Origin of the sequence: Variovorax ginsengisoli (assembly GCF_030486595.1) — a bacterium.
GTDB classification, from domain to species: Bacteria; Pseudomonadota; Gammaproteobacteria; order Burkholderiales; family Burkholderiaceae_C; genus Variovorax; species Variovorax ginsengisoli_B.
In genome coordinates this window covers 75,473-88,868 of sequence record NZ_JAUJZH010000009.1, presented here as the reverse complement: position 1 = coordinate 88,868, position 13,396 = coordinate 75,473, and the positions used below count along the sequence as shown (strand labels likewise).

At 69.2% G+C, this 13,396-nt stretch carries 13 protein-coding genes; 8 read left to right on the top strand and 5 right to left on the bottom strand.

Annotated features, from left to right (window positions below; genetic code table 11):
• Nucleotides 1-6: 6 nt before the first annotated feature.
• Both QZH52_RS14445 and QZH52_RS14440 read right to left on the bottom strand, forming a co-directional pair.
• Nucleotides 7-489, bottom strand: a complete 483-nt coding sequence (locus tag QZH52_RS14445) for an arsenate reductase/protein-tyrosine-phosphatase family protein (protein WP_301810159.1) — start codon at nucleotides 487-489, stop codon at nucleotides 7-9.
• An 82-nt stretch (nucleotides 490-571) separates the two neighbouring features.
• Complete coding sequence (locus QZH52_RS14440) at nucleotides 572-1,216, bottom strand: Crp/Fnr family transcriptional regulator (protein WP_301810156.1); 645 nt, start codon at nucleotides 1,214-1,216, stop codon at nucleotides 572-574.
• Nucleotides 1,217-1,335: 119 nt separating this feature from the next.
• Here QZH52_RS14440 and QZH52_RS14435 point away from each other — a divergent pair, with 119 nt between their 5' ends.
• Nucleotides 1,336-2,949 (top strand): phospholipase D-like domain-containing protein, encoded by a 1,614-nt coding sequence (locus QZH52_RS14435; protein ID WP_301810154.1) that lies wholly within the window; start codon nucleotides 1,336-1,338, stop codon nucleotides 2,947-2,949.
• On the opposite strand, the gene QZH52_RS14430 is transcribed toward QZH52_RS14435, so the two are convergent.
• Entirely contained in the window at nucleotides 2,946-4,061 is a 1,116-nt protein-coding gene (locus tag QZH52_RS14430) for an adenylate/guanylate cyclase domain-containing protein (protein ID WP_301810153.1), read from the bottom strand. The two genes, QZH52_RS14435 and QZH52_RS14430, sit on opposite strands and share 4 nt — an antisense overlap.
• Nucleotides 4,062-4,171: 110 nt before the next feature.
• On the opposite strand from QZH52_RS14430, the gene QZH52_RS14425 reads away from it, so the two are divergent.
• The 3 genes from QZH52_RS14425 to QZH52_RS14415 are packed head-to-tail and all read left to right on the top strand — an operon-like array spanning nucleotide 4,172 to nucleotide 6,582.
• Entirely contained in the window at nucleotides 4,172-5,743 is a 1,572-nt protein-coding gene (locus QZH52_RS14425; protein WP_301810152.1) for a sensor histidine kinase, read from the top strand.
• Nucleotides 5,740-6,114 carry a response regulator gene (locus QZH52_RS14420; RefSeq protein WP_301810151.1) on the top strand — a complete coding sequence of 125 codons (375 nt, stop codon included), beginning with the start codon at nucleotides 5,740-5,742 and terminating at the stop codon, nucleotides 6,112-6,114. The genes QZH52_RS14425 and QZH52_RS14420 overlap by 4 nt, the downstream gene beginning before the upstream one ends.
• A 21-nt stretch (nucleotides 6,115-6,135) precedes the next feature.
• Nucleotides 6,136-6,582: a desulfoferrodoxin family protein gene (locus tag QZH52_RS14415; protein ID WP_301810150.1), complete on the top strand. Its 447-nt coding sequence runs from the start codon at nucleotides 6,136-6,138 to the stop codon at nucleotides 6,580-6,582.
• A gap of 18 nt (nucleotides 6,583-6,600) precedes the next feature.
• Here QZH52_RS14415 and QZH52_RS14410 read toward each other — a convergent pair whose 3' ends face one another.
• Complete coding sequence (locus QZH52_RS14410; RefSeq protein ID WP_286530996.1) at nucleotides 6,601-7,296, bottom strand: carboxypeptidase regulatory-like domain-containing protein; 696 nt, start codon at nucleotides 7,294-7,296, stop codon at nucleotides 6,601-6,603.
• Between the two features lie 118 nt (nucleotides 7,297-7,414).
• Complete coding sequence (locus QZH52_RS14405) at nucleotides 7,415-7,978, bottom strand: hypothetical protein (protein WP_301810145.1); 564 nt, start codon at nucleotides 7,976-7,978, stop codon at nucleotides 7,415-7,417.
• A 262-nt stretch (nucleotides 7,979-8,240) separates the two neighbouring features.
• Here QZH52_RS14405 and QZH52_RS14400 point away from each other — a divergent pair, with 262 nt between their 5' ends.
• Genes QZH52_RS14400 through QZH52_RS14385 form a run of 4 tightly spaced genes read left to right on the top strand, consistent with a single transcriptional unit; the run spans nucleotide 8,241 to nucleotide 13,384 of the window.
• Nucleotides 8,241-9,266 carry an HlyD family secretion protein gene (locus tag QZH52_RS14400; protein ID WP_301810143.1) on the top strand — a complete coding sequence of 342 codons (1,026 nt, stop codon included), beginning with the start codon at nucleotides 8,241-8,243 and terminating at the stop codon, nucleotides 9,264-9,266.
• Nucleotides 9,266-11,080 carry an ATP-binding cassette domain-containing protein gene (locus QZH52_RS14395; RefSeq protein WP_301810141.1) on the top strand — a complete coding sequence of 605 codons (1,815 nt, stop codon included), beginning with the start codon at nucleotides 9,266-9,268 and terminating at the stop codon, nucleotides 11,078-11,080. Before QZH52_RS14400 ends, QZH52_RS14395 begins: the two co-directional genes overlap by 1 nt.
• On the top strand, nucleotides 11,077-12,240 hold the full coding sequence (locus QZH52_RS14390; protein ID WP_301810140.1) for an ABC transporter permease: 1,164 nt from the start codon (nucleotides 11,077-11,079) through the stop codon (nucleotides 12,238-12,240). Before QZH52_RS14395 ends, QZH52_RS14390 begins: the two co-directional genes overlap by 4 nt.
• A 13-nt stretch (nucleotides 12,241-12,253) precedes the next feature.
• On the top strand, nucleotides 12,254-13,384 hold the full coding sequence (locus tag QZH52_RS14385) for an ABC transporter permease (RefSeq protein ID WP_301810138.1): 1,131 nt from the start codon (nucleotides 12,254-12,256) through the stop codon (nucleotides 13,382-13,384).
• The last annotated feature ends 12 nt before the right edge of the window (nucleotides 13,385-13,396 follow it).

Genomic DNA, 13,396 nt, shown 5'->3' with positions numbered 1-13,396 from the left:
TGGGCGTCAGCGCAAGTGCGCCAGGTCCCTGACATCGGCGTGCAAGGCCGATTTGTCCGTGCCCGCCATCGGCAGGCTGACCAGCAGTTCGAGGCGACGCCGCAGCGAATAGAGCATCAAGGTCGCCGAATGGGACATGACCCCGGCCTCCGCGCCGGTCGCGGCGAGATCGGGGTAGGCCCATTCGGCCATGGCGGGCTGGCCGGGCCAGCGCGGCTCCAGCTCTTCCACCGAGGGGTCCAGCGAGATCACGAAATCCGCCCTGAGCGAGCTCAGGCGGACCAGATCGTCCCAGCTGCGGGGCGGCGACGGCGCAAGTGCGATCGCGGCGCTGGCGAGCGCACTGGCGGCGGCCGGATGCACCGTGCGGCCGACCTGCCCGGGCTGGCCGCAGGAGTAGGCCGCGAAGCGTCGCTCCCGGTCCAGGTAACGGAGGCAGGCCTCGGCCAGGATGCTTCGCAGCGTGTTCCTTCGCGAGACGAAAACCACCCCTATCCGTTTCTGCATGTGACAGAGAATACAACCAGATGCGGGACCATGCCGCCATGCATGGACCTGCTCGCGCGCCGCCTCACCACGCCACCGGCAGCTTGCGCAGGATCGCGATCCGGCCGTCGCGATGCGCGACATAGCCGCCGGCCGTCAGTTCCTTCATCACCCGGTTGACCATCTCGCGCGAGCAGCCGATGCGGTCGGCGATGTCCTGCTGGGTCAGCTTGTGGCGCAACACGCGCTCCTCGCCGACCGGCTCCGACAGCTCGTTCAGGAGCCGCACCACGCGACCGTAGACGTCCTGCAGCGCGATGCTGCTCAACTGCTCGGTCAGGCGCCGCACCATGCGGATCAGCTTGCGGTTGAGGTGCATCGCGAAGTCGGCGTGGCTCTCGAGGAACCGGCGCAGTTCGGCGCCCTGGACGACCCGGCAGGTGCAGGCCTCGATCGCCTTGATGGAGGCCGAGCGACGCTCGCCGTCCAGCGACAGCTCGCCGAAGTAGCCTCCGGGCCCGTATTCGCTCAGCACCAGCTCGCGGCCATCCTCCGAGCTGGCGTAGACCTTCACCCGCCCGCTCAGCACGACGTAGAGCGAATCGGTGGCGTCGCCTTCATTGATCAGGATCGCCTGGGCCGGAAAGGCACGGACGACGCCGTACGGCGCGATGGCGTCGAGCAGGGGCTGCGGCAGCCGTTCGCCGGCGTCCTGGTCCAGTGAACCCATCTCCCACCTCCATGGCCATGGCTTCGGGCCTGGGCCCCGCCTGGGTGTGACTTTTGTCACACCGGCGCGGCGCACTGCGCACTCGCCGGAACGGGCGCCCTTCTCTAGATTAAGCCTCCATGACCGCCTGGATCAAGCATCTTTCGCTGCGCCGGGTGCGCGCCATGGGCATCGCCACCTTGGCGCTGGTCCTGCTGGGGTGGTGCGCGATGCTGACGGCCTGCGCCAGTCTGCCCGCCGAAGTCGAGCGGCCGGTGTCGGTGGCCCGCACCGATGTCGACCACACCCGGCTGGCGGCGCTGGCCGCCGAGGCCGTGCCGGCCGACGCCAGCCGGCGCTCCGGCCTGCGCCTGCTGCCGGCCGGAGACCAGGCCTTCGAGGCCCGCATCGCGCTGGCCCACGCCGCCGAGCGGTCGATCGATGTCCAGTACTACCAGATTGCCGACGACGCCTCCGGGCGCGAATTCCTGGCCGCGCTGTGCGAGGCCGCGGGCCGCGGCGTGCGGGTCCGGGTGCTGGTCGACGACCTGCAGGCGGCCGGCCAGGACGCCCTGCTGGCGGGCTTCGCGGCGCGGCCGAACGTCGAGCTGCGCCTGTTCAATCCGTTGCCGGTGCGCGAAGGCAGCGTCGGCGGCCGGGTGCTGTTCTCGGCCCACGAGTTCTCGCGCATCAATCGACGCATGCACAACAAGCTGTTCATCGCCGACAGCAGCTTCGCGATCATCGGCGGACGCAACATCGGCGACGACTACTTCGGCCGCAGCGGGCCGGTCAACTTCATCGACATGGACGTTCTCTCGGCGGGCCCGGTGGTGCACGAGCTGGCGGCGGTGTTCGATGCCTACTGGAACAGCCGGCACGCCTATCCGATCGAAGCGCTGGCGTCGCCGACCGCCACGCCGGCGACCGGCCGCCGAAATTTCGACGACCACGTGCGCGCGGCCGGCGCGACCGGGCGGCGGCCGGTCACGGCGCGCGACCCGCTGGACCAGAGCAGCGTCGGCGACCAGCTGGCCGCCGGCCATGTCGCGCTGCACCCGGCCGCCGTGCGCGTGCTGGCCGACCCGCCGCGAAAGATCGACGAGGACACCGCCGCGCAGGCCGACGGCCCGGTCATGGAAGGCCAGCTCGCGCTGATGCAGGCGGCGCATTCCGACGTCCTGATCGCGTCGCCCTACTTCGTGCCCGGCCGCCGCACCCTGGACGTGCTGCAACGCGCCACCGGCGAGCAGGTCAGGGTCTCGCTCATCACCAACTCGCTGGCGACCACCGACGAGCCGCTGGCGCACTTCGGCTACGCCCGCTATCGCACTGCGCTGCTCGACATGGGCGTCGCGCTCTACGAACTGATGCCCGACGACGGCGATGCGCACGAGGCTGCCGACGGCCCCCGGGGCTCGCTGGGCCGCCTGCACGCCAAGCTCGCGGTGGTCGATGGGCGATGGCTCTCGATCGGCTCGATGAACATGGACCGCCGCTCGGCCCATTCCAACACCGAGATGGGCCTGGTCGTCGACAGCGCCGAACTGGCCGGCCAGGTCGCGAGCCTGCTGCAGCGCGACCACCAGGCCCAGAGCTACCAGGTGCGCAGCCTGGGCGCCGGGAATCGGCTGCAGTGGGTGTCGCAGGGCGGCGCGCAGGAGATCGTGCACCAGGCCGAGCCGAGCCTGACCTGGGGCACCCGGCTGCGCCTGTCGCTGCTCTCGAGGCTGATCGACGAGGAGTTCCTCTAGGACTTGATGCCGCGCACGCTGAAGGCGTCGACCGGGCGCTGGAAGCCCTTCAGGTTCAGCGCCGGCACCGGGTCGACCTCGAGCATCGGCTCGAGCTGCGCATGGACCTTGCGAGAGATCAGGATCTGGTGGCTCGCCGCTTCGCCGCACAGCCGCGCGGCGAGGTTGGTCACGGTGCCGATCGCGCCGTAGTCCCAACGCCCTTCGAAGCCGATCGCGCCCAGTGTCGCGAAGCCCTGGGCGATGCCGATGCCCAGGCCGAGCGAATAGCCGCGCCGCAGCCACGCGTCGGCCAGCGATCCGATGCGCTCGCGGATCGCCAGCGACATCCGGACCGCGCGCTCGGCGGCGTCGGCAACCGGAACCGGATCGTTGAAGAAGATCATCATGCCGTCGCCGGTAAAGTGCTCGAGCGTGCCCTCGTGGGCGAGGATCAGTTCGCCGGCCGCGCCGTGGTACTGGCGCAGCACGCCCATGACCTCCTCCGGCTCCGCGATCTCGGCGAAGGCGGTGAAGCCGCGCAGGTCGAGGAACACCACCGTGATCTCGCGCCGATGGCTCTGCAGCGGGTCCTCGGCGCCGCCGCTGACGATCGCCTCGGCCAGCTGCGGCGAAAAGAAACGCCGCAGCCGGCCCACCCGCTCGAGCTCGGCGACCTGGGTCGCCACCCGCTGCTCGAGCGTGGCGTTCCAGCCCTTCATCTGCGCCACCAGAGCCTCGACCTCGTCGTGCAGGGCCTTGATGCGCAGCATCGAGCGCACCCGCGCCGCGAGGGCGGCGTGGTCCACCGGCTTGGTGAGGTATTCGTCGCCGCCGGCCTCGAGCCCCGCCACCACGTCCTTCAGGTCGGCCATGGCGGTGACGATGATGATCGGCGTGAACGGAAATGCGGGATCGGCTCGCAGCCGCTTGCAGACCTCGATGCCATCGATCTTGGGCATCATCAGGTCGAGCAGGATCAGGTCGGGTGCCAGGGTCCGGGCGGCGGCGAGGCCCTCTTCGCCGTCGGCGGCCGAGACCACCTCGTAGCCCTCGCTGCCGAGGCGTGCCTGCAGAACCTTGACGTTGGTCGCGTTGTCGTCGACGATGAGGATGCGTGGGGGGGTTCTCACCGTCGGTTCTCCCTGAGCAAAAACTGTAGCGGCTTCGCACCCGATCCACAAGGCGATGCGGCCTGCGCAGCGGAGGCCTGGCCATCAAACTTGAACAGCTTGTTACGCGCGTGCTCAAGCGGTCACCATTTGCCTGGCTGGTGCTGCGGGTCGCGCACGTCCGGGCCTCGGTCCACACCAAGCTGCTGGTCGCCTTCCTGATCATCACGCTGCTGTTCATCGCGATGGCGGTCGCCAGCCTGCTGCTGCACCTGAACACCACCGCCCAGAGCCGCCTGCTCGACCAGGCCCACGAGCGGGTCAGCTGGTCGCAGCAGAGCCAGTACGCGCTGGGCCGGCAGATGCACTTCACGGCGCTGGCGCTGCTGTCGAAGGACGAGGCCTCGATCGAGCGGATACTGCGCGAGAACAATCGCTTCAACGAGACCCTGGCCAAGCTCGACACCGCCGCGACCGCGGGCCAGAAGGGGCTGATCGACCAGATCCGCGCTTCGCAGGACGACGCCATGGGCGTGGTGGCCGACATCGCCAATGCAATCCGCGACGGCAAGCTGGCGGACATCACGGACGAGCTGCTGCAGCGCGAGGAGCGCCTCGACGCCGAGATCGCGCAGCGCATGGGCCAGCTGGTGGACGCGGAGCAGAACCGGATGGCGCGCCTGCGCGACAGCGTCGACGCCGCCAACCGCCGCGCGCTGGTGCTGACCTGCGTGTTCGCGGTCAGCGCCGTGCTGCTGGCCTGGCTCTGCGGCTTCGTGATCTCCTGGTCGTTCATCCTGCCGGTGCGCGCGGCCCATGGCTATCTGGACGATGTCGCGGCGGGCAACTTCGGGCGCAAAATCTCGGTCCCCAACCGTGACGAATTCGGAACGCTCGCCGACCGGATGAACCACATGAGCCAGCAACTGCATCGTCTCGACGACTCCCAGCGGCAGGCCGCCGCCAAGCTCGTGGACCTCAACGAGCAGCTGTCGCGCGCCAGCCAGGCCAAGAGCGAGTTCCTGGCCAACATGAGCCACGAGCTGCGCACCCCCATGAACGCGATCCTTGGCTTCAGCGAGATGATGATCGACGGCATCTATGGCGAGGTGCCGGAGGTGCTGAAGGAGCCGCTGACCGACATCCAGGTCAACGGACGCAACCTGCTGCGGCTCATCAACGACGTGCTCGACCTGTCGAAGATCGAGGCCGGCCGGATGGAAGTCGCGCTCGAGGACTACTCGGTCGGCGACGTGGTGAACACGGTGCGCAGCTCGCTGCGCTCGATCGCGGCCGAGAAGGGCCTGGCGTTCACCGCCCATGTGCCTGACGACCTGCCGGTGGCGCGCGGCGACAGCGGCCGTCTCACCCAGTGCCTGACCAACCTGGCGGGCAACGCGCTGAAGTTCACGCGCCAGGGCAGCGTCGACATCGCCGTCGAGCAGGTCGGCGACCAGCTGGTCTATTGCGTCGCCGACACCGGCATCGGCATCGCGGCCCACGAGCTCGACAACATCTTCACCGAGTTCCGCCAGGTCGACACCACCATCACGCGGGAGTTCGGCGGCACCGGGCTGGGCCTCAGCATCTCGAAGAAGTTCGTCGAGCGGCTGGGCGGCCGCATCTGGGTCGAGAGCGAACCGGGCAAGGGCTCCCGGTTCATGTTTTCCGTGCCGCTGCGCGCGGGCGAAGGCGGTTCATGAGCGAGCGCAAGATCCTCTACGTCGAGGACAACGAGTACAACCGCAAGATCGTGCGGCAGCTGCTCAGCCGATCGCCCTGCCGCCTGATCGAAGCGGGCGACGGCGAGACCGGAGTCGCCCTGGCGCGGCAGGAGCTGCCCGACCTGATCCTGATGGACGTGCAACTGCCGAAGATGTCGGGACTCGACGCCACCCGCCTCCTGAGCACCGAGGCGCCGACGCGCCACATCCCGATCATCGTCATCACCTCGTACGCCCTGAGCGGCGACCGCGAGAAGGCGATGAAGGCGGGCGCCGCGGCCTATCTCGCCAAACCCTACAGCCCGAGCGAGCTGCTCGCCATGGTGAAGCAGTTCCTGCCAGGTCTCTGAGGCCAACGCCAGGGAGGTCGCATGACCAAGACCATCCGCACGGCCGCCCGCGGCGGCCACATGCTGCTGCTGCTGGGGCTGCTCGCCTCCTTTGCGCCGGCGCGGGCCGAAGAAGACCAGGCGCAGCAGTTCACGCCCGAGTTCCGGCAGATCCACACCGCCGTCGACCCCAAGCACACACCGAAGATCACCGCGCCCGACAGCGTCCGGCGCGGTGCCTGGTTCAACGTGACGGTGAACGTCGGTGTCGGCTCGCAGCACCCCTCGCTGCAGGAGCACTTCGTGCGCTACATCGCGCTCTACAAGGACTCGGTGGAAATCGCGCGCGCCTACCTGCACCCGGTGTATTCGGCACCGACCGTGACCTTCACGGTGGCACTCGACGAGGGCGGCTCGCTGCGCGCGGTGGCCGAGCCCACCCATTCCGCGGCCTGGGAGGCGTCGAAGAAGATCAGCGTGCTGCCCTGAGAACCTGTGCCGGGCCGCTCAGCGCGGCTTCATCTCGACCGTGACCTGCGCCGGCTGCTGGTCGCCGACCGTCACGCTGGCCGGCACCATGCCGAGGCGCTCGTGCCAGATCTGCAGCTTGTAGGGTCCCGGCGGCAGCTTGTCGAAGGCGAAGCGCCCGTCGGCGCCCGTGACCGCATAGTAGGGGTGCGCCGCCACCACCACCCAGGCCACCATCCAGGCATGCAGGTCGCAGTTGATGCGCACGATCTCGGGCTCGGCGAAGGTGACCGGGATCGTCCGCCCCATCGGCTGCGTGCGGTTGAACGACACGTTGCGCTTCGGCGTCGCGTGGATGTTGTGCAGCAGCCGGTCGCTGTTGAGGAAATCCACCGTGCCGCCGACCGGCACGACCACGACCCGTGGCACGAAGGTGCAGCCCTTCTGGTCGAGTTCCACCTTCTCGGTGCGAGGCGGCAGCGGCGCGCCCGGCGGCGGCGTCTCGATCCAGACCACCGCGTTGCGGATCTCCTTGGCGGCGGACAGCTGCAGGTCGTCGGCGGGTTTCTCGTTGCCGCACAGGTACTGGTCGATCGTGACCGGCACCTTGACCGGCGCCGGTGCCGGGCCCGCGAACACCACCCGGCCGCGCAGCTCGCCGGCGAGGGCGTGTCCGGCCAGGCCGCAGCCCAGGGGCAGCAGCGCCAGAAGCGTGAGGATGCGGGCTGGATTCAACGGAAATCCCCCTTGGGTCGCCTGGCACCGAGTATTGCCGCGCCTGCCGGGGCGTCAATACGCCGAAGTGGGGCGACGCCGACGTCATTCGGCGTAGGACGCTGAGGGCCTGTTCGCCCTACCCGCTGCGCCGCGAGATCAGGCGCCGCAGCGCCGCCCGCACACCCGGCTTGTCCGCCACGCCGATGGCCATCGGGCGATCGCGATAGAGGGCGCGCTGCTCTTCGAGCACGACGCGCAGCGCCGCCATGCTGGACTCGCTGTAGGCCCAGACGCCGGTGACGACGAACTGGCCCGGCAGCGCATCGGCCTTGGGGCGGATCTGGACGTTGATGGCGCCGATGCGGTCCATGGTCTCGATGCGGGCGGCGGCCTGCTGGACGCCGCCGCCGAGGATGCTGACGTCGCGCGTGAACGCGAAGCTGATCGCCTGCACCTGGTGGAAGTGCTCGGAAACGAAGGCGCAGATCTCGAGGAACACCAGCCGCCCGACATGCCGCTGCTCGTCCCGCACGACCCGGGTCGGCTGGAAATGCTCGATGTGGATTTCCGTTCCGCCATTGCTCACGGGCACGGGATCCAGCGTTCCCAGCAGAACGTTGGCGTCGTACACATGCATGGGCTGGCCGAGCTGGTAGGGGGCAGCCCCGGGCCCGGTGATCCGGAGTTTCTTGAACGTCATGAAGGGCTTCGCGGGACGCGCGGGGCTGATTCCCCGGGCTTGTTCCGAACGTCGTTGCCTTTTGCTGGACTTTAAGAGAAGTCAGTGCACCGATCCGGCGGGCACGGGAAGTTAACGCTCTCCACATTGACATAGTTCACGCAATTTGGCAGCAATCCACTTGTGCCGGCCCGGCGGGCGGCAAGCAGTTCGCACCCTCCAAAATGAGTTTGAATTTGAATTTGAATTTGATATCATCAGGCCACTCATCCGAGAGCCGCCCATGAACAAGAAACCCCTCCTTGCCGGTGCCGTCGCCCTCCTCGCTGCGGGCGCGTTCGCCACCTGGTACTTCAACCGCCAGCCAGCCGATCCGCACCAGCTCGTGCTCTACGGCAATGTCGATCTGCGCCAGGTCTCTCTGGCCTTCAATGGCAGCGAGCGCATCGCCAGGCTCTCGGTCCAGGAAGGCGACCGCGTGACGGCCGGGCAGGTGCTGGGCGAGCTCGACACCCGCACCCTGCAGCTTCAGGCGGCCCAGGCCGAGGCCCAGATCGCCAGCCAGGCGCAGGTGCTGCAGCGGCTCAAGGCCGGCAGCCGTCCCGAAGAGGTGGCGCAATCGCGCGCCCAGGTCGCCGCCGCGCAGGCCGACGCCGAGCTGGCCCGCCAGCAGCTCGAGCGGATGCAGGGCATCCGCCAGACTACCGCCGGCCGCGCCGTCAGCCAGCAGGACCTGGACGCCGCGCAGGCGCGCCGAAAGGTCGCCGACGCGCAACTGGAGAACGCACGCAAGGCGCAGCAGCTGGTGGTCACCGGCCCGCGCAAGGAAGACATCGCGCAGGCCCAGGCGCAGCTCGATGTGGCCACCGCCGCCCTGGCGGTGCTGCGGCACCAGTTGCAGGAAGCGCGGCTGGTCGCGCCGATCGATGCGGTGGTGCGCGCGCGCCTCATGGAGCCCGGTGACATGGCGTCGCCGCAGCGCCCTGTGTTCACGCTAGCGATCACCGATCCCAAGTGGGTCCGGGCCTATGTCACCGAGGCCGACCTGGGCCGGATCAGGCCCGGCATGGCCGCCACGCTGGCGACCGACAGCCACCCCGGCGAGCCGCTGGGCGGCAAGGTCGGCTACATCTCGTCGGTGGCCGAGTTCACGCCCAAGACCGTGCAGACCGAAGCGTTGCGCAGCAGCCTGGTCTATGAGATCCGGGTGCTGGCCGACGACCCGGGCGACCGGCTGCGCCTCGGCATGCCCGTGACGGTGCGGCTCGCGCTGGACGCGGGCTCGACGAACGCGGGGAGCAGGCCCTGATGGCCGGCACCGGGCCGGCGCTCGCGGGCCGGGGCCTGCACAAGCGCTTCCAGATCAAGGGCGTGGCGGCCCCGGTGCGCGCGCTCGACGACGTGTCGCTCGAAGTGCCGGCCGGAACCCTCACCGCGCTGGTCGGCCCGGACGGCGCCGGCAAGACCACGCTGCTGCGCCTGGCCGCCGGCCTGATGCGGGCCGACGAAGGCGCGCTGCAGGTGCTCGGCATCGACGTCGCGAAGGATCCGCAGGCGGTGCAGGACCGCATCAGCTACATGCCGCAGCGCTTCGGCCTCTACGAAGACCTCAGCGTGCAGGAGAACCTCGACCTCTACGCCGACCTGCACGGCGTCGGCCGGGCCGCGCGGCAAGCGCGCTACGCCCGCCTGATGGAGATGACCGATCTCGGCCGCTTCACCGCGCGCCCCGCCGGCAAGCTCTCCGGCGGCATGAAGCAGAAGCTGGGGCTGGCCTGCACGCTGGTGCGCTCGCCGGCGCTGCTGCTGCTCGACGAGCCGACGGTGGGCGTCGACCCGTTGTCGCGGCGCGAGCTATGGCAGATCGTGCAGCAGCTGGTCGACGAAGAGCATCTGTCGGTGATCGTCAGCACCGCCTACCTCGACGAGGCCGAGCGCTGTGCCCAGGTCTTCGTGCTGCATGGCGGCAAGCTCATTGCGCGAGGCTCGCCCGGCGAGATCCGCGACAACGCGAGGGATCTCTGTTTTGTCGCCACGCCGCCCAGGGGCACCGCGCCGCGAACGCTGCAGGCCCGCCTGCTCGACGCGCCCGCATCGATCATCGACGCCGTGCCGCAAGGCGGCGAAGTGCGTTTCATCCGGCGGCCCCATGCGCCGGCCGGAGCACTCGACGCACTGCTGGCCGGCGCACCGGCCCAGCCGGTGGCGGCGCGCCTCGAGGACGGCTTCATGGTGCTGCTGCGCGCGCAGCAGGCCGCCCCCGGCGAGCACCCGCAGCCCGCAACGCAGCCCGTCGCCGCCGACACGGCCGAAGTCGTCATCCAGGTGAAAGACCTGGTGCGCAAGTTCGGCGACTTCACCGCCGTGGCGAGCACCAGCTTCGACGTTCGCCGCGGCGAGATATTCGGCCTGCTCGGCCCCAACGGCGCCGGCAAGACCACCACCTTCCGGATGCTCTGCGGCCTGCTGCCGGCCAGCAGCGGCTTCCTGCAGGTGGCCGGCGTCAACCTGCGCACCGCCCGCGCCCAGGCACGGGCGCGCATCGGCTACGTCTCGCAGAAGTTCGCGCTCTACGGCAATCTCACGGTGGCCGAGAACCTGCAATTCTTCGGCGGCGCCTACGGCCTGCGCGGCGACCGTCTGCAGGATCGCATCCGGACCGTGCTGCGCCAGTTCGACCTGGTCGGCCAGGAGGGCGCCACCAGCGGCCAGCTGCCCGGCGGCTTCAAGCAGCGCCTGGCGATGGCGACCGGCCTGCTGCACGAACCCGAGATCCTGTTTCTTGACGAACCCACCAGCGGCACCGATCCGCTGGCACGGCGCGAGTTCTGGCGGCGCATCACGGCGCTGGCCGCCAGCGGCGTGACCGTGATCATCACCACCCACTTCATGGAAGAGGCCGAGTACTGCGACCGCATCGTGATCCAGGACGCCGGCAAGCTGCTCGCCATCGGCACGCCGCGGGAGGTGCGCGTGCAGGCCGGCAGCGCGGCCGACAGCCGGCTCAGCATGGAAGACGCCTTCATCGACATCGTCAGGCATGCGCGCGAAGCCGGCCAGAGATCCACGCCGCCGGCGCGCGACCGGGCACCGGCCACGCCCCTGCGAGGAGCCAGCGCATGACCGCACCTGCCCAGCCGCAGCCCGACGCGCCGCGCAGCCGCTTCTGGCCGCGGCTGATCGCGCTCACGCGCAAGGAATCCCGCCAATTGATGCGCGACCCCAGCAGCCTGGCGATCGGCATTCTGCTGCCCATCCTGCTGATCCTGATCTTCGGCTACGGGCTCTCGCTCGACGTCAAGAACGCGCCGATCGCGGTGGTGCTCGAAGACACCTCCCCCACCGCGGTACAGGCAGTCTCCGGCCTGCAGCTCACGCCCTACATCTCGCCGGTCATGCTGACATCCATGCGCGAGGCCGAGGCGCTCATGCACCAGCGCAAGGTCGACGGCATCGTGCGCGTGCCGGGCGACTTCTCGCGCCGGCTCGCGGCGGGCGACGCGCGCATCCAACTGATCGTGCATGGCGCCGATGCGGGCAAGGCCACCATCGTGCTGCGCTATGCGAGCAGCGCGCTGGCGCAAGATGCCCTGCGCGCGGCGGACCGCGCCGGCGGCGGGACGCCGCCCGGCATCGGCAGAGTCACGATCGAGCAACGCATGTGGTTCAACGCGGCCAACGACAGCACGTGGTACCTGGTGCCGGGGCTCATCGTGCTCATCATGACGCTGGTCGGCGCCTTCCTCACGGCACTGGTGATGGCGCGCGAATGGGAACGCGGCACGCTGGAGGCGCTGTTCGTCACGCCCGTGCGGCCGGTGGAGATCCTGCTGGCGAAGATCATCCCGTACTTCGGCATCGGCATGGCCGGCCTGCTGCTGTGCCTGGTGGCGGCACGCTTCCTGTTCGAGGTGCCGATGTACGGCTCGCTCGCCGTCATCGTCATCAGCGCGATGCTCTACCTGATCGTCGCCGTCGCCGTGGGCCTCGTGATCTCCTCCGTCACGCGCAACCAGTTCCTCGCCAGCCAGGTGGCGCTGATCTCGAGCTTCCTGCCGTCGCTGATGCTGTCGGGGTTCCTGTTCGACCTGCGCAACGTGCCGACGGCCGTCCGCATCGTCGGGCAGGTGCTGCCGGCGACCTACTTCATGGAGCTGATCCGCACGCTCTTCCTCGCGGGCAACGTGTGGCCGCTGATCCTGCGCAACTGCGCCATCCTGCTCGCCTATGCGGTGGTGCTGCTCGGTGTCGCGCGCTTCGTCACGCGCAAGAAGCTGGACTGAAGGACAAACGACCATGAACGGCTCATTCATCGAATTCCTGCGGCGCGTGGCGCACCTTTGCCGCAAGGAACTGCTGGTCATCCTCAAGGACCCCTCCAGCCGCGTGATCCTGGTCGTGCCGGCACTCATGCAGAGCCTGCTCTTCGGCTACGCCGCCACCTACGACCTGACGCATGTCGACTACGCGCTGCTCGACCAGAGCCGCAGCGGCGCATCGACCGCCCTGATCGCCAAGCTCGACGGGACGGGCGTGTTCCGGCGCGCCGCCACGCTCGATTCGCCGGTCCAGATCGCGCCCATCGTCAACGCCCAGGAGGCGCTGGTCGTCATCCAGATCGGGCCGCGGTTCGAGCAGCAGCTCGACGCCGGCGAGCAGGCGCCCATCCAGCTCATCCTCGACGCGCGCAACTCCAACACCGCCGGCTCGGCGGCGGGCTTCGTCGGCTCCGTCGTGGAGGCCTTCAACGCCGAGTGGCGCCAGCGGCATGGCGGCGCGCAGGCGCCGGTGCGGATCGAATCGCGCGCCTGGTTCAACCCCAACCTGGAGACGCGCTGGAACTTCATGCCGGGCATGATCGCCGCGCTCAGCATGATCCAGACCTTGCTGCTGACCGCGCTGTCGGTGGCGCGCGAACGCGAGCAGGGCACCTTCGACCAGCTGCTCGTCACGCCGCTCTCGCCGACCGAGATCATGATCGGCAAGGCAGTGCCGCCGGTGTTCATCGGGCTGGTGCAGTCCACACTGGTGCTGCTGGTGACGCTGCTGTGGTTCAGGGTGCCGATGGCCGGGTCGCTGCTCACGCTCTACACCGGCCTGGTCTTCTTCACGGTCGCCAGCGTGGGCATCGGGCTGTCGATCTCGGCCGTGTCGGCCAATATGCAGCAGGCGATGCTCTACACCTTCGTACTGATCATGCCGATGATGCTGCTGTCGGGCCTGACCACCCCGGTGAGCAACATGCCGCGCGCGCTGCAGATCGCGACGCTGGCCAACCCGCTGCGTTTCGCCATCGATCTCGTGCAGCGGGTGTACCTCGAGGGCGTCGGGCTGCTCACGGTCTGGCACAACCTCATCCCGCTTTTCATCATCGCGGCGATCACCCTGCCGCTGGCCGCCTGGCTGTTCCGCCATCGCCTGGTCTGAAGCTTCCAAGGA